This is a genomic window from Butyricimonas sp. Marseille-P3923 (assembly GCF_900184685.1).
Classification (GTDB): Bacteria; Bacteroidota; Bacteroidia; order Bacteroidales; family Marinifilaceae; genus Butyricimonas; species Butyricimonas muris.
Window position 1 is genome coordinate 953,594 of record NZ_FXXL01000007.1, and the last position, 17,721, is coordinate 971,314.

14 protein-coding genes are annotated in these 17,721 nt (G+C 41.3%); 3 read left to right on the top strand and 11 right to left on the bottom strand.

The annotated features are described in order from the left end of the window. Window positions 1–111 precede the first annotated feature (111 nt). The 7 genes from CS948_RS15585 to CS948_RS15615 form a co-directional block, all read right to left on the bottom strand. Window positions 112–1,509 (bottom strand): thioredoxin family protein, encoded by a 1,398-nt coding sequence (locus CS948_RS15585; protein ID WP_099292607.1) that lies wholly within the window; start codon window positions 1,507–1,509, stop codon window positions 112–114. Window positions 1,510–1,602: 93 nt separating this feature from the next. Further along, complete coding sequence (locus tag CS948_RS15590) at window positions 1,603–3,102, bottom strand: PKD-like family lipoprotein (RefSeq protein ID WP_176555079.1); 1,500 nt, start codon at window positions 3,100–3,102, stop codon at window positions 1,603–1,605. An 8-nt stretch (window positions 3,103–3,110) separates the two neighbouring features. Next, window positions 3,111–3,938, bottom strand: coding sequence for a DUF4843 domain-containing protein (locus tag CS948_RS15595; protein ID WP_176555080.1), 828 nt, complete (start codon window positions 3,936–3,938; stop codon window positions 3,111–3,113). Between the two features lie 10 nt (window positions 3,939–3,948). Beyond that, the gene (locus tag CS948_RS15600; protein WP_099292610.1) at window positions 3,949–5,376 is read right to left on the bottom strand and encodes a RagB/SusD family nutrient uptake outer membrane protein; all 1,428 of its coding nucleotides are present in this window, start codon (window positions 5,374–5,376) and stop codon (window positions 3,949–3,951) included. An 11-nt stretch (window positions 5,377–5,387) separates the two neighbouring features. Then, complete coding sequence (locus tag CS948_RS15605) at window positions 5,388–8,771, bottom strand: SusC/RagA family TonB-linked outer membrane protein (protein ID WP_099292611.1); 3,384 nt, start codon at window positions 8,769–8,771, stop codon at window positions 5,388–5,390. An 85-nt stretch (window positions 8,772–8,856) separates the two neighbouring features. After that, a complete protein-coding gene (locus CS948_RS15610; RefSeq protein WP_099292612.1) occupies window positions 8,857–10,026 on the bottom strand; it encodes a FecR family protein in 1,170 nt (389 codons plus the stop codon). Between the two features lie 41 nt (window positions 10,027–10,067). After that, the gene (locus CS948_RS15615) at window positions 10,068–10,667 is read right to left on the bottom strand and encodes an RNA polymerase sigma-70 factor (RefSeq protein WP_255302108.1); all 600 of its coding nucleotides are present in this window, start codon (window positions 10,665–10,667) and stop codon (window positions 10,068–10,070) included. A 359-nt stretch (window positions 10,668–11,026) separates the two neighbouring features. On the opposite strand from CS948_RS15615, the gene queC reads away from it, so the two are divergent. From queC to CS948_RS15630, 3 genes are all read left to right on the top strand, one after another. Further along, on the top strand, window positions 11,027–11,704 hold the full coding sequence (queC, locus tag CS948_RS15620; protein WP_099292614.1) for a 7-cyano-7-deazaguanine synthase QueC: 678 nt from the start codon (window positions 11,027–11,029) through the stop codon (window positions 11,702–11,704). A gap of 87 nt (window positions 11,705–11,791) precedes the next feature. Beyond that, on the top strand, window positions 11,792–12,331 hold the full coding sequence (locus CS948_RS15625; protein ID WP_099292615.1) for a 6-carboxytetrahydropterin synthase: 540 nt from the start codon (window positions 11,792–11,794) through the stop codon (window positions 12,329–12,331). Beyond that, entirely contained in the window at window positions 12,307–13,146 is an 840-nt protein-coding gene (locus CS948_RS15630; protein WP_255302037.1) for a 7-carboxy-7-deazaguanine synthase QueE, read from the top strand. Before CS948_RS15625 ends, CS948_RS15630 begins: the two co-directional genes overlap by 25 nt. Window positions 13,147–13,448: 302 nt before the next feature. Here the strand turns inward: CS948_RS15630 and CS948_RS15635 are convergent, their stop codons facing one another. The 4 genes from CS948_RS15635 to CS948_RS15650 form a co-directional block, all read right to left on the bottom strand. Then, window positions 13,449–13,952, bottom strand: coding sequence for a hypothetical protein (locus CS948_RS15635; RefSeq protein WP_099292616.1), 504 nt, complete (start codon window positions 13,950–13,952; stop codon window positions 13,449–13,451). Window positions 13,953–14,053: 101 nt separating this feature from the next. After that, the gene (locus tag CS948_RS15640) at window positions 14,054–15,466 is read right to left on the bottom strand and encodes a hypothetical protein (protein ID WP_099292617.1); all 1,413 of its coding nucleotides are present in this window, start codon (window positions 15,464–15,466) and stop codon (window positions 14,054–14,056) included. Between the two features lie 30 nt (window positions 15,467–15,496). Continuing rightward, window positions 15,497–16,279: a DUF4843 domain-containing protein gene (locus CS948_RS15645; RefSeq protein WP_255302038.1), complete on the bottom strand. Its 783-nt coding sequence runs from the start codon at window positions 16,277–16,279 to the stop codon at window positions 15,497–15,499. A gap of 18 nt (window positions 16,280–16,297) precedes the next feature. Further along, window positions 16,298–17,716 (bottom strand): RagB/SusD family nutrient uptake outer membrane protein, encoded by a 1,419-nt coding sequence (locus tag CS948_RS15650; RefSeq protein WP_099292619.1) that lies wholly within the window; start codon window positions 17,714–17,716, stop codon window positions 16,298–16,300. Window positions 17,717–17,721: the final 5 nt, after the last annotated feature.

Here is a 17,721-nt window from a genome sequence, read left to right on the forward strand (position 1 = left end):
TCAATGTTGACAAATTTAACGTTAAATACGAAAAATGAAACAGCTTTCAAAAGATAATTCCGAAAATATCCGTATATCCCCCGTAAAGACGTGAGGCTCACAGTTCCTTCTTCATTCGGCAAATACTGATTTCAATTCTTCCACTTCATGAATATCCTCCACTTTCTGACGAACAGAACCATCCGGGAGCACGATGATAAAAGTCGGGAAAACATCTACACCAAACTGTTTAACCAATTTAAGCCCCTCTTCTTTTTCTACATCATATTTCAAACAAAGGAAATTTCGGTTCAACAAGTCACTGATATTTTCTTGTTCAAGTATTGATTCTATCAGTTTCCCTTTCAAATTGTCGTTATTCATAAAACCGTAAATGAACAGTTTACGACCTTGGCGTCCCGCTTTCGTTAAAGCTTCCTCGTAACTCAGATTCTGAAAATAAACACCCACGCTTGCCGCTATTTTTAGTGACTCGAAATAATTCGCCACGTAATCAGTACTGTTTCCGGCGGCAATATTCATGTATTTATCCTCCAAGCGAATAAGTCGATTCAAATCTTCTTTCGTTGCTTTCCCCCGGATAGCATTAATCGCATTCATGGTTGCCCACAGTTCCCCGTTTTCATTTGTTTCGACTTCCCCCGCCAGAGCAATCACTTTTTCAACATCACGCTCTGCACTAGCCAGCATCAATTCCAGATTACGGGTTAAAAGTGCCTTATCCGGCAAATCAAGTGGAGTCAATTCGCCTTGCATTTGTTTCAGTAATTCCACGGAATCCATCGAAAAACGCAATTGCTTGGTAAACGTATTAACCAAATATTGATCCACTTTTTCTTTACCAATATTCTTATAAAAAACGAAAATGTGGTCTAAAACAAGCTGACAATCCGCGGTACCGTATGCACTCTTCTCTAGAATCGGCCAATACTCTTTTTTCATTTTATCTTTCCGGGTCAACATGGCATTCAATCTCTCTCCGACCTCTGCACTTTTCTCTTTTTCGAAAGCCTCGTTCAATGCTATTTGATAAAGCATCAATTGGTGTTTATTCATTTTCCCTTGCTCGTGCAATTTTTCCAAGTAATCAAGAGAAGTCTTCGGGTTCAATCCCCGTTCTACCCTTGCTATAATTTTATCAAGATCTCCGCCACCGACAATTTTATGTTGTACGGTACCGTCGGGACGAATAATGAAAAATGTCGGAAAAGCTTTTATATGGAATTTCTTGGATAACTCTTTCCCCTCTCCTTTTTCCATGTCAAATTTCACTGAAACAAATTTCGGGTTAAAGAAATTTCCGGCTTTCTCCCGCGGAAAAACATTATCCGTCATGTATTTGCAAGGACCACACCAGCTCGTGTAACAATCCATGAATACAAGTTTATTCTCCGCTTTGGCCTTAGCTAAAGCTTCCTCAAATGTGAGATGCTCGAAATTTACTCCTCCTTGACTGAATGCCGAAAAGCATTGTGACAGAAGGGTTACAATTAAAAATATACTTTTCATATCTAAATATAAATCACAGATAAAACTAAAGGTACTCGGCTATCTCTACCCGAGTACCCTTTTTTAGCTACACAATAAAATAACTCCCTCTAACTAAAACAAGAAATTCGAAGAACTTTCAGCCACATAATTTATACAAGCCACACGACCGTTCCCCTCAAATGTAGGCTTGCTCAACGGCTTCAGATTATCGGCATCAAATTCATGTAGCCACACCTTATATTTTCCATCCACGTAAGTAGCGATAGCAAGATAGTCTATCTCGGAACCATAATAATTTGACATGAAATTTGGATAAGCCACATGCTGCATACAAGTTACTTTTTCACCTTCCGGAAGGTCCAAAATAGGTTCTTCATGCTGTGAATCTATAATATACTTGTACAATTTCTGATCTTTTACAAAATAAATAACTCCGTAATTTGCATTTACAGTTCTCGTTTCTGCTGTTACTATACCAAGTGTCAATGGAATAGTATCAATTTCTACAATCGGATTATCAGTTCTATAGTTAAGACTCATTTTAACCAACATACAAATATCTGGCATAGTATGTTTTTCCATTAAAGCATAAGCAAAAAAACTATTTGATTGTATTCTATGACTAACAGCACTTCCCCATAACATATGAGCATTCATATTATTACAACTTGCCGGTGCAGTCGAGGATTCAACATAACGATTGACATTATAATCAACATATACAAATGATTTACTCAAATCATCAAAATAGGTTGGCCCTAGCAAACCTTTCATTCCCTTAGAAAGGCTATAATTCCCGTATAGACGATAGAATAATGCCGCATTTCGTGTCGACATACGATAAACCATATTATCATTCACCAGATTTACACTAACTTCATCGTTCTGAATACAAATATCCTGAAAATTCTTTACCTCAGGAGATTCAAAAAACAGAGATTCAAAAGGAAGTCTAATATTTCCACTACTAACTTCCATTACAGCTACCTCTTCTTTAGCGACCGGTATCAATACATCAATACAATTATATCCCCCTCCGGTAGCCTGATCCGAGTATTGGGACGAAAAAATACTTCTTACGGCTTCCCCCTTCAACTTCTTTCCATCATTATAAAAAGCAATCCAGTTATCAATACGTCCTCCGTCATAAATAAAATCATAATCCGTGTACTTCTCGGTAGTACCCTCATCTTTCAACAAATACCACCCGATAGAATTAATAGTTACAACATCCAACGTACTTCTGTACATCGTTGTCACCCCCGTTTTCTTATCTTTCACGTTGAATACCAAGTAATAAGAACCCGGTTTTTCCATTATTTCATAACGAAGGTCTTTTGACTGTCCTATCGTGTCCGGCCGGTAAATGATTCCGTCTTTTCGGACGGAAGTCCAAAGTTCCCAAACATATTCCACGTCCGCATCCGTTGTCACGGTTGGCGTAATAGATAAAATATCCTGATGTGATACTCTCGTGTATTTTTCATCGATACCCTCGATAGTCACACGATCCAATTCCATATAATCATATTTGTTATCATCCTCAAAACAAGCCACGCAAAATAGGCTCATGAAGAATAACCAGACAATATTATTTATATTTTTCATCATCATCTTGCTTATTTAAACGTTATCAATTTACTTGACAAATCACCCTCGACCTCTCTCATGGGTGCCGCTCCACTAGCGATATTCACGGGATCGCTATTATATTTATCCAATGCTGTTTTAAACATCACTTGATAGAAAGTCGTGGCTCCATTAACCCCGTTCACTTTAGTATTCCACCATTCATCATCTATCCTCTCTTCTGTCACTTCAATCATGAACTCATGTTTTCTGGTACTGTAATCACCGAAAGCCCAAAAACCACCGGCATAAGGATTGGTTCCCCAAAAATTCGGTTTTATTAATTTGTCCGCACAAGTAAAAGCATATTCCACATCTTCCTTCACCCCTCCGATTTTAAACTCATCGTTCTCACACAATTGCACCGTCAAATAATATTCGTTTTCTTTCAACGACGGATCTCTCAAAAAAATAACAGGAATAAGGGCACTCACCTTATTAGCGGGAATCACCATCAATCTCTTGGCCTCTTCGCTATCAAAAGCTACAAAATGTTTACCCGCAATAGCATTGTAAGGATTTTCCGTAACAACAGAATCCACTTTCATCCCATTTTCCACGGTATACTCTATGTCATATACCGTAACTTGCTTAAAAGTCACTGCACGATCGTAATCTCTCGGACCTCCCATGGTTTCCACGTACACGTAAAGAGTATCCCTCGTCACGTCGTCCGTATCGTAATAAAACGTCGTCGAGGAAGCCCTCGTGTACCCTCCCAAATAAACTCTGGACTCATCACTATAAAGTTTCAAATCCGCCTCACTACAACCGCTCATAGATAAAAGTAACAGCGTCAATATATATATACTTCTCATATCCATCAAATTACTTATTGTTATACACTATTTCTCTTTCGGGCAGAGGAGCCACGTAAACCTCAGGTTTCAGCGTGACGTAATCAAGAGATTGAGTTGCCCCTGTCCTTTTATAAAAGAAAAACATTTGCCCCTCGGCATAAAATTCTTTATTAAACTCCTTCTTCAATTTGTTCACCCGGTCAGATGCCAAATCAACACCACTACTCACTCCTCTTGCGGACGCATACTCTTTATACAAGCTATTTGCTTCCGCCACCGAAGAAGTTGTTTCCATCACGATAAAATACATCTCCGTCAAACGAATCAGAGGTATCTCGTATTTCGCATCCCGATCCGGTTGATAATATTTTTTGCAGATATAGATATCCGATCCGCTTTTCGTTGTTTTCACCCATTGTTTGTTATAGCGGACATCCACTGCACTCTCGTTTGTCGGGAACACGTAATACGTGAATTTCCACCCCATGTATTTCCCATTCCCGGTCAAATCAAAAACATCAGTTGCCTTTGTATCAAGATTATACACGCTCAATCCCACGATATCTTCCGAGGTACAGGCCAAATCTCCCGATTCCATTGTTACCCCGTCCGCCAGAGTCCACATCTTTTTACCGGCAGCATCCTTTGCCCCAATTACCTTATTCGCGTAAAGAGCTGCATTTGTCATATCCTGAGTCCAGAAATACAACCTGGCTTTCAAAGCCAATATCGCATAATAGTTCATACGCACATGGCGGTCAGTCCAATAATCATCCTCCACGTCACATGTTGTTTCATCCTTCAATTCGTCTACCGAGTATTTCAATATCGGATCTACCTTGCCTAGTAAATCTTCCGCTTCGTTCAAATCTTCAAACAATAATTGCACGAATTGCCCGTAAGTAGAATAATCATGTATTTCATTAGTTACGGTCTTCACGTAAGGCAATATCTTATTTCCTGAAATCTCGCCCGCAGGCATAGGACCGAAAAGACGCAACACATCCAAATGACAAAATGCACGTATCGCCAGAGCCTCTCCCCTGATCAACTCGTAATTCCCTTTCGTGAAAATATCTTTCTTCCCGTCTATCACCTCAAGAATACTATTCACGTCAACTATCGCTTGGTAATATGTTTTAAAAATATTCGTGAATCTGTCTTTCACCGAACTATTCGTATAACTATATTGCTGGATATAATAATCCGTGTACCCGGCTGTAGTTTCCCAATGTTGCCCCAAGTACTCGATAGCCCCCCACATCATTTCACCACCATAAAGATTATCATTTTTCAAGCGAATATAAGCTCCGGTAAGCACATCCCGGAATCCCTTCTGAGTCTCCAACAAGACATCTTTTTTAATCTGCGTACGGGGATTCACGTCTAACCAATCATTACAACCGGAAAAAACAATTCCCGCAAATACTATTGCTATTATAAATATCTTTTTCATAATCACCTTTTTTAAAACATAACGGACAATGACATGATATACTGTCGGGAAAAAGGATAAGAAAGCCCTCTTTCCTGTTTGATCGTTGACAGATAAAACAACTCTCCGGTTCCCACCGTCGCGTTAATTACCGATACTCCCAAATGACGCATCCACGCCCAATCTCTTAATTCATAAGTCAGATTCATATTCTGGCACCAGAAAGACGTTTCATCCTGAACAAAACGGGAAGAATAATAAGATGGTCTTGTCACGTTCACACCCTTGAAGAATGTTTTATCTCCCGGATTTTGCCAACGGTCTTTAAACACTCGGTCATCCACGTTATATCGCTTGTCCGCATTCTCCACCCGGTCGATCAGAGTCTGGTTATACTGTTGCCCTCCCCACCGGAAACCGAAAGACATATTCAGTGAAAGATCCTTGTAGCGTACCATCGTGCTCAAGTTTCCTCTATATTTCGGTTGGGCGACACCACATTTCACCCGATCATCCGCACTCCATAGTTTAGTCACCTCCCCGTTCTTTTTCAGATAAATCTCTTCTCCCGAACTCGGATCTATCCCCAAAGAAGGAACAGCATAGATCGCATTTTGCGAATCACCTTCCCGCAATATCCGATTGGGATTGGAGCCGCTTGTCCGGGCTAATTTCTCATTCGCAGCCTTCATCGCTTCCGACAACTTCGTGATCTTATCTTTGTTGTGAGCGATATTACCCGTGACAGACCACATCAACCTCTTCTCCGTATCTCGTAACAACCACACGCTCGCTTTCAATTCAAATCCCGAATTCTCGACAGACCCGATATTCTCGGTATAACTGTCGAAACCATTCGAATAAGGTAATTCCAAAGAGGATAACAGGCTTGAAGTCTTCTCTAAATAAACATCCAAATCAAGACTCACACGACTGTTCAGAAACTCTCCTTCAAACCCCACGTTATATTTGTCCACGGTTTGCCATTCCAGATTCTTGTTTCCCAATGCCATCTGGTAAGCTCCCATCCATATATTGTAACGATCCCCCACGTAGTAGGAATAAGTTTCCATCGCTTGGTAAGAACTGAACTGTTGACTTCCGGAAACTCCATAAGAAGCTCTCAATTTTAATCTGTTGATATAAATATTATTTCGGAAAAACTCTTCATTGTGCACGTTCCATCCCAATCCCACGGAATAGAAAGGTGCAAAACGTTTTGACGAGCCGAATTGAGAAGAACCATCCGTCCGGATATTGAAATCCATAAAATAACGATTATCGTAAGAATAATTCACGTTTCCCACTAAACCGACTCTTCTGGATTTAGATTCGGAACCTGAAGGTTTAGCCTCTTTCTCGTATTGAAGCCCCATGGACAAAAAGTCGATAGACTCGTCCGCAAACCCTTCCACTTTAAAAGTATATGAACGTCCCGTCGACTCGCTCATTTCAGCATTCACTCCGGCATAAACCAAATGTTTCCCGCCAAACAACTTCCTGTAATTTGCCGTGAAACTGGCCTCGTACCTGTAATCCTTTCCTGTACCATACTGGTAACTTCCTTTCCGTGCAACATCTTCCCCGGTATAAGAAACGAAACTGGAATGTGTCGACGGTCTAAATACATCCGACTCGTTCATTTGTCCGGAAATACCGACACGCCCCCTAAATGTTAATTCCGGAATCGGAGTCCATTCTATCGAGAAATTATTCGTGATATTCGTGTAATTGCTCTTATCATATGTCTTCAATGTCGCATCATACAATGGATTAGGTACCCCCTTCTCGCTATCGACACCTGACGAATTAGCCCAATATCCCCAATTATAAGGGGCAAAATATCGCCGCACATTTCCTTCTTCATCATAAGGCTCCCTATACGGATTCAATTTCACGTAATCGGAAAACGCCCCATAAGGCGATTCACTCGCTTTATTCAAACCGATTGACAAGCGATTGCTGAATATCAAATGTTGATGTTTATATGACAAATTGATCTCTCCGTTAAAATTCTCCCGCTTGGAATCTTTCATTACCCCTTCGGTCAAATTATACTGTAAGGAGAGCGAATACCTGAAACTGGCATCTCCGCCTTCTACTCTTAAGTTATGACGATGTCCCACGCCCGTGCGTAAAGGTATCGACAGCCAATCCGTGTCTACCCCTTTTTCCACTTGAGCGAGTACGGCATTATGATATTCCTGAAATCTGATCTCCCAATCCGGTCCCAAAGTCGTGGTATGATAATATCCGGACATCTCCTCCAAACGCAACTTATCCCGTGAATTCAACACGTGATAATCACTCAGGTCTGGTGTTTCGATATTCATCTCCCCCTTGTAATAAAATCTCAATTTACCGGGTTCCGGCTCTCTTGTGGTAATCACGATGACACCATTCGCTCCGCGTGAGCCGTAAAGCGCAGTGGCCGAACCGTCCTTCAGAATCGTGATGGAAGCAACCTCGTTATCGTCCAAATCCATCATCCGTTGCAACGTGGTTTCAAACCCATCCAGAATAATCAACGGCGTGTTCAGATCCGCGCTCGTGTTATCCTGCAACTCTCCCACGTTCGGCAAACTGGCGGCACCCCGGATCTGTACTTCCGGCAATCGGTTTGGGTTAGAACCCAAGTCATTATTCGCTATCAGGTTAAATGCCGGATCAATATTTGCCAATGAAGCAATCAGGTTACGCCCCTTGAAGTTTTTCAACTCCTGAGCCGTCACCACCCGCACGGCACCCGTATAACTCTCCCTGTTTTTCTTGAAAATACCGGTGACTACCACATCCTGCAAGGTTTCTGCCTGCTCCTGCAAGATCACGTTAATCGTGTCCAGTCCCGTGTATTTCACCTCTTGAGTTTCCATTCCGATAAACGAAAATATTAAAGCCATATTCTCCATCACGGGTAATGTCAATGCATACCTACCGTCTACGTCAGTGGCAGTTCCAATCGGAACTCCTTTCACGACCACGGTCACACCGGACAATGGGATCTTGTGTTGATCCGTAACCAGCCCCGTGATACGGACATTTTTCTGTCTTGTATCTTCCATTTTTTTATCCGTGATCACAATCTGTTCACCCACGACTTGAAACGTGTAGGCAGAATTTTCAAATACCCGTTTCAACACGTTTTCAACGGTTTCATCCGTCACGGAAACGGTAACCTTCCCGATATTCTTCTCTTGAGTATCATTATAGAAGAATTTGTAAGAAGTCTGTTTTTTTATCTCGTTAAACAGCACGGAAAGTGACACCCCTTTCAAATTCAAGGTCACCTTTCGAGGTTGTCCCGCATCGGCAGCCCGAACCGGACTGCAACAAATACCCCCCCATATCAACGTCAGTAAAACCACTCTTTTGAGAAATAATACTGACAACGATAAAAAATGTTGTTTTTTTTTCATAGATTTGTCATGTAAGTTTTAAATGATTATATAAAGCTTAATTTAAAAGGAGTATCCCAAGTGTTGGTCGCACGGATCTCCTTTTTTATTTTTGTAAAATAATACTGTCTTCATTCATTCTGTATTGAATACCCAGATTCACACATATCGTTTCAATAGCCGTTTGAACATCCTCTCGGTCAAATTCTCCGCTAAAAAGCTGAGTGAATGATTTTCCTGTCTCATTAATAATAGCCACACCGTACCAACGCTCCAATTTCCAAACGACATCATCAAACCGCTCGTTATTTATCACGAGTACTCCATCTTTCCATCTTACCATATTAGCAGCATCCACCTTTTTTACTTCCACGTCCCCGCTCTTCGTGTTAAACACGATTTGCTCATCGGGCTTCATAACGACAGAATATTTCCCCGCCAGAACCCTCACTTTTCCTTCCACCAAAGTAGCACTGGCCTCATCCCGATCCCCGTACAGGTTCACTTCAAAAGAAGTTCCCAGTACTTCAGTCACCAACTCCCTCCCCGAAACAACAAATGGACAAGCTGTATCCCGTGTCACTTCAAAATACACGTTTCCCCGTACCTCCACTTCCCGTCTCTCTTTACCGAAACGTATCGGGTAACGCAACGAACTCTCCGAGTTTATCCAAACCTTTGTCCCGTCCGACAACCGAAGAGAGAAACGCTCTCCCGCGGGGACAATAATTTCATTGTATGCCAATTCAAAATCCCCAGCCCCCGCCAATGAATCATTCAGTTCATAAGCAATCTCCCGGTTGTTGATCTTACTTATCTTGATATCATCTTCCATTCCGTCGGACAAAGCCAAAGAATCGGAAAGAACATTTACTTTCCTGCCATCGGAAAGAGTCAACAATATTCCTTTACTATAAATAATTTCCTTCCCCTCGGAGACAATTTGTTTTTCCGGTTCATACAAATGCAGCAAAGCAAAAACACCAATCATCACCACGGCTACAGCCGAGATCATTCTCCATACACGCTTCATGCTATGTTTCGGACTTAAAGACCGATGCATAAACCGTCGATAGTCTTCCAGTCCCGCCTCAACCATTTCCCGGTCTGCATGTCTTCCAGAGGAAAGATTCCACACTTTTCTAAACTTCTCGAAATAAAGTCGATTCCGCTCATCCTTCATCCATTCTGAAAAATATACAATTTCCTCTTGTTCTGCCTGATGCGACAAAACACGAATCAGTAATTCATCTATATTGAAAGTCTCTGTTTCCATCTTTCCTGCCTTTTATACACTAAAGACAGACAAAACATGTTTTACCCCCAATGAGAAACCGAAAAAAATAAAATAATTTGCAGCAACCAATCCAATTCCTCACGCAACTTACTCAAAGCTATCGTCATATGCCGTTCTACCGTTTTCTCGGAAATATTCAATTTTTCAGCAATCTCCCTATTTTTCAACCCCTCTACCTTACTTAAAACAAATACCTCTCTACACTTTTCCGGCAACAAAGCTATTGCCTCGTCCAACGCTTTGGCTACATCAGCCTGCCACAATTCCATTTCAGCCTCCGGCGATTGAATAACATTAGAAAAATAAAGGTCTGCCAATTGTTCCCGCTCATACTTTTGAATATTCTTTTTATGAGCCAGAGTATTCAAACATGCGTGATAAACCGATTTAAAAAGATATGCTTTTACAGAAAGAGAAATATTCAGTACTTCACGCCCTTCCCATATTTTATAATACATTTGTTGGACAACATCCCGGGCGGTTTCCAAATCATTTAATAAACGGTCGGCATAATTCAACAAAGAATCATAGTATGTGGTATAGATATACTCGAAAGCTGATATCTTGCCACATTTCAATACTTCTAATAATTCTTTATCATCTGAATAATCCACGAGCATCAACATTAATAACCATGCAAATATAATGCTACTAATCTAATTTACACGTCTATCGTTCGACAAATATAACAATCAAACTCTAAAAAAACTTTTCAGTCCACTCTATACTCCAATATTACCCTTAAACCATTTTCTAACTAAACTAATATTCATAAAATATATCTCTCCAAATTTTATTAGCTCTACCTAAACAATTTATTAGCCTGACCTAAATAAAAAGCTTATCACCCAAACCCAACCTTTATCGGGGGAACGGATGGAATTTCTTTTGAAGAATTTCTCTCTTCCGCCCCGTCCGAATTGTTCAATGTCTGAAATATATTTACCTTTGTCGTGTAAATTGACAAGAGAAGAAAATCATGAAGAAAGCGCTTGTTTTATTATCCGGGGGACTGGATTCGTCGACGGCCTTGTATGTCGCGAAAGAGCAGGGATTTGATGAATTGTATGCCATTACTTTCGAGTACGGGCAAAAACATGACAAGGAGATTGAAGCCTCCAAAGCCGTGGCGAAAGCGGCAGGGGTAAAAGAACATAAATTCGTGCAATTGATGCTGAACCAGTGGGACGGTTGTTCCCTCACGGACGAGAAAATGGATATCGGCGACGGGAATATCAACCGTACAACCATTCCCGATACCTACGTCCCGGCACGTAACATGGTATTTCTTTCCGTGGCGGCATCTTACGCCGATGCCTTGGATATTGCCGATATCTTTATCGGCGTCAGCGAGGTGGACTACTCCGGGTACGTGGATTGTCGGGAAGAATTCATCCGTTCCATGGAACAGACCATCAATCTGGGAACTGTTCTCGGGGCAGAGAAAAAACAAAAAATCACCCTCCACGCGCCTTTCATGCACATGACCAAAGCCGATGAGGTTCGCTGGGGCACCCGTCTTGGTGTAGACTACGGTCTTACATGGACTTGTTACCGGGGCGGCGAAAAACCATGCGGCAAATGCGACAGTTGCCTCCTCCGCACCAAAGCATTCGAGGAAGCAGGGATAAAAGACCCACTTACAATTGAAAATTGAAAATGAAAAATTGAAAATAAGAGGAGGTGCCCGAAGGGCGGAGGAGTTCAATCTAAAATCTAAAATCATTAAATCTAAAATCATTACATGCTTATCAGGAAGTTATTCAAATTCGAGGGAGCGCACATTGTTCGGAACTGTTCATCACATCGGTGTCGGGAGAATATTCACGGGCATTCGTATATCGTGGAAGTATTTATCACGTCCGATAAGTTGGACAGAGGCTACATGGTAATGGACTTCGTGCTACTCGACAAGGTAAAAGAACTCGTGGACAGCTTCGACCATACCTATTCACTGTGGCGAGAAGAATCCGAAGAACTGAAATCATTCGTGTACAAATACAACCGCCGGGTAGCGGAAATTCCCGTTTCGCCGTCAGCCGAAGGGTACGCTTTGCTTTTATTCTATTTGATAGACAAGATTCTCCAGAACACGGCACACGAGAATGGCGAGGGCAACGTGCAACTCACTTCCGTTCGGGTACATGAAACGGCAACCGGATACGCCGAAGCATTCCGCGAGGACATGAAATTAGTCGATTTTGACATTCACGACATACGCTTCTCCGAGGCTATTCAGGAAGAGTGGAAAAATGATGCATGGTGGAAACAATTGATAAAATGAACCTGCATCTAGCCAAAGACGGAATATTCCCCATCACGAGGGATAAAGAAGGTAAATTATTGAAAGAATTGCCTGCTTCGGGATTGCTTGTACCCGGAACCATTCAAGGCGAGGGGAAATTAAACGGCATACCCTCTCTTTTCGTACGCTTGGCAGGTTGCAATCTTCATTGCACGTGGCGCACACCCGCGGGTGGCACGTGTGAATGTGACACGGCTTACGCAGCGTATCGTGTCGAGAACGGATTCACTTTAGCGATAGAAGAAGCCGTACGCATCATTGGTTATAACTGGGGAAACATCGACCATATCGTCATCACGGGCGGCGAACCGTTCCTGCAAGCGGAAGCTGTCGGAGAGTTATGCCGTCAACTAAAGTCCGTGACTCCATTCCATATTACCGTGGAAACGAACGCTACGATTTTTGACGAAGCCTGTGCCCGTGAACTCGATTTCTTTAGCATGTCACCCAAATTATCCGGCTCTGTCCCTCCTCCCCCTCACGCCGAACGACATAACACGATACGCCTAAACCCGGAAGCGATACAATCTTTTATCACGCACGCCCGAAAACACGGGAAAGACTTCCAACTTAAATTCGTTTACTCCAACGAGTCCGACATCACGGAAATCAAACAATTGCTTGCTCGGCTAAAAGACTGGAAAAAAGAAGACATACTGCTTATGCCCATGGGTGCCACCCCCGAAGAACTACAACTAACCATCCCAAAAACATTGGAACATTGCATCCGGAATGGGTGGCGTTACTGCGACCGATTACATCTCTCTCTTTTCGGAAACAAACAAGGAGTTTGAAAATAACCATTTCCTATGGAGAACCCACTGTAATCCTACCCAAGTAATACCGTAATCATACCCCTCCTTCGTTCTTCCTCCGTTTATCCTGTGGAGTTCCTATTATCTCCATTATAGAATCACTGGACTTAGAGCAGACCAGCACCGTCCCTATGTACTTATTACCCTAGGTCTTCGATAGGATTACATAGGATTCTCTATAGGAACACGTCTTGTAATCATAAATATCCGAATACAAGACACCCTTGAAAAAGACTATTTTAAATGCTTTTTCAAGGGTGTGATAGTAGATTTATACTATTTTATTGTGCAAATCTTTCGTATTCTTCCTCATCCATTAAAGTTCCTAACTGATCTCTCTTCAATTCACATTTATAAACCCATACTTGATCTGGTGCCATTTGTGAAGGATTTTCAATCTGAAGATTTATACCTATTACTTTACCATCACATGGAGCCCGAAGCTCATGTTTTCCAGACGTACCCTCTATTTCTGCCAATAAATCTCCTTTCACAAAAGTATCATCCACTATTTTTACAGGAGATATAAAAATAACACTATTACCAATAGCGCCTATTATCATGTATGAAGTACCTACCTGTATATGGTTATTTCCATTTTTCAACCAATGATGATCCTTCGTATAACAATTTCCACCTTTGGAAAGCTGATTATAATAAGGCTGATCCACTGCTTGTACTGGGAGCGCAGGAACATCTCTTCTATTGGTGTCAATTTCGTTGCTTCCAGTAGAAACAAAAATAGTCAGAATCAATATCTGAACAAGCAATAACATTCTTTTCATGCACCTATTTTTTAATTAATATTAATACACAACATTTACACGTGCGTAGCAAAGTTAAGAATTGTATTTAATATCCAATGGCTATCACCCGAATATTTTTTCTACACTCGTTTTTTATAAATCACACGCAACGGTTTATCTGCTATGTTGGGATAAGTTTTAACCAAATTATAATCTTTAGCATCGTAAATGTAAAGACTCCCTTTTAAAGCGTAGGCCGAGTTTTCCTCGTACAAACCCACGTACAACAAATTTTCATCAGCACTCATCGATAAAGCAGTTATTTCCATTCCATCCGGCAGGGTAACAATAGGTTCGGTCGGCAATTCCTTTGTCACATTCCAACAATACACGGCATTATCATAAGTATAAAATATACAACTCAAAGCACTGCATCCCACGCAAATAGATTCCCGATCTATCTTAATCGCTTCGAGAGACGGATAGAACTTTACAGTACTTAAGGAACTGAATGTAGCATTTGTCAATGCCAGATAGACCTGTGTCGGCATTGTTTTCATGGTATTCACCATGTACAATTTAGAACCGACAAAACAAACAGCATGAACATCAAAAGCTATGAATCTCTCACCGGATTCATTAAACCCGCCACTTCGAGGGGAATACAAAACAGACTTCTCGTAATCGATAAACACGGGCTTCTCTCCCATACAAAAAGCATCCGCCTCCACGTCTTCAAAATAACGGGTTAGTATCAGTTCATCCACCACATAATCATACACGTAAGCACTCTTGTCATCCGAGTATATATACATATTATTTTGTGCCGATATCCCTGCAAAACCACGCAAAGAACAAGTCGGATAAGTTCCCCGGAAAGAAGTCATGCCATTCACATCAAAGGTACGAACATCCATATTATAAATCCGTGCCGTATTACCGGAAGAAACCAACAATCTTTCATTCACTTGTACCATGTCGGTTACATCCTCCATTTCTATCCCGGGATTGATGGTTTCCATGATATCCGTTCGGAAGAACGGTTCCACTCCGGCATCAATTTCCTCTTTCGTGAGCGTTTTCATAAAAGATAACCGTCCTTTTCCCGCTTCATCACGACTTAAAACGGTTATTCCTTCCGAGAACTCTGTATCAATATGTAAAACGAAATATTTAAAACGAATAGACTCCCCGTTCTCGACTTTCAAACTCAACCCGAATGTTCCCAATTCCCGAAAGGTATAACGAAGTTGCGGATCGTGCGAGATAACACGCAAAGAATCCCGAATCGGGTATTCCGCTATTTCATTCCCGTTCATTTTCAAATTACCATATCCCCACTCGTAAGACAAGGGCAACTCTTCGCCGGATTGTTCCACGTTCAAATGGTCGAGAATAAACTCTTCACCAAAGTAAGCAACCAATGTATCATGTTCCGCGGTTATTGTGATTTCCGACAATTCCTTATCCCCGACGGAAGTATGATCATGCAGACAACCATATATCCCGAACTGTAACAAAAGCCAGATACCTATACAAATTCTCGTTTTCATAAACACTTTTCCTCCTTGTAAACTCATTTCCTAACGAATAAAACGATCGGGATTAACCATGTCAAAACCGTCATACGTGTTTTCCGGATCACTGTAAAATTCGTAAGCAGGTTTAAACACGTACTTGATCCACACGATATTATTCGGTTGCTGAAAAAATCCGGCAGGTGCTTTCTCCAAGTATCTCCCGTATTCTTTCACGGTTTCGGCATAAAACACGGGTTTCAACTCTTCCAATTCCCAGTAATATTCCAGCATTTTCCGGTAAAGTTTATAATTACCATTAGCGTACACCCCCAAATACCCACTTGCCCACCATCCCGGAGCAACCAAAACCCCATCCACCACAGACAACCGATAACATTCATTCTCCATCGGCACGAAATTCTCGTCCTCCCGCAATCTCATATAAATCATCACAGGATGTTTCTGTATATCTTCCGTCCGTTTCAAACGGAGCGACAACATTCCCTTCACCTCTCCTTCGGGAAACACAATCTTCCCCATCTCATAATGCTTTCCCGCCTCCGCCGTGGTAGAGTCTGCAACAACTTCCACCTCACACTCTATCTCTTTCTCTATCGGCATCCCGATGAATTTCACCGGAATATCATAACGGTATTCCGACTCTTCCAGTGCCGCAAAACTAAATTCTATCGTATCCGGAACGACTTTCGACGCGTATCTATTGACATCCTTGTAAAAATAGATACTTCTTTTCTGTTCCGGATTATAGATTATGGTCTTATCACTACAAGCCCATCCACAAACCAGCATTGACAATATCAACCAGATTACACGTTTATCTTTCATCATCATTGACTTTTGAAATTATTCGTCACGGTATTCAAATTCATCAACAGGTATCGGCAAAGTATATATTTTATCACTTCCCGCGATGACCGAATTTCTTTCATGCACGAAAATATCCTTGTTCCTCCGTTTCAAGCAATACCACCATATCCCCTCCCCGTAAAATTCCTTACGCCATTCGTCCATAATATCATCTATCGTTATATCCCGAACAAAATCACGGTCGGCAAACTTCACCAATCCCCGGGCTGCCACCACGGAATCCAAATAAACCCTTGCTTCTTCGGTTTCCCCTTCCGCCAACAAAGCCTCCGCCATAATATAATACATCTCCGGAATCCGAATCATGCTGAATCCCAAATATCCGCCACCCGTGTATGGAGAAGCATCATTGTTTTCATCCATAATCTTGACACAAACTCCCTTCACTCCTCCTTCAAATTCTTTCGTCACAAACCATTTTTTAAGACGCGGATCATCCTCTTCATAAATATTTGCCCAACTTGACGGAAGTTTTAGCACGTTACTTTTCATTTGATTATCATACAGGTATGCACTGATATTCGTCGTGTAAAGTCCCCAAATAGTTTCCGACAAAGAAACCCGCCTTGCCATAAAAGTTCCTAGCGTACTTTTAATGGCAAAAGTGAATTTACCGGATTGAATCACTTTATCGGCATACTTCTTCGCATTCTCCAAATCCCCCTTCATCCAATATACCCGTGCCAACATGGCTTGAGCCGCATAATAATTAAAATGCAATTCTCTAGCTCCCGTAAAACCGGACTCACTTCCTTTCCGTACGGTAGGCATCAAAGATTTATCTTCAACTAAACAAGCCTCAGCTTCCTTCAAATCAGCAATAATTTTATCATAAACCTCTTCAACAGAAGAGAAAGGTGTGACTTTAAAAGTATATTTTGTTACGTAAGGAATTGCTTCTTTTTTTGCATTTTCATCTGTTGAATTTAAATGGACTGCAAACAAGCGTAATATATCAAAATGAATTGCTGCCCTCAACCCTAACGCCTCCCCACAATACAGCTTATAATAAGGAAAACTTGTTTCACTCTTACGTTTCAGATTTTCTATAATATTATTCAAATAACTAATTACAAGATAACTAGCATTCCACATATTTTTTGCAACATTACGTCCATATACATTATCAAAATCAAGATATGACAGACGAAATAAATAATTATCACTTGTCATGAAATTCTGCGCCAAAATCTCCGGAACCACTACCGACATCTTTCCTCCATACATATCCTCCTTTACCATAGACATATACACGCCATACAAAGCATCCTCCACTCCCTCCGGGGTACTAAACATATCCTCGTTCACCACCTCCGAATCGGGATTTATATTCAGGAAGTTCTCACAACCGAAGAACGGGAACGACATACACAACAGTAACCATATCTTTCTCATACTTT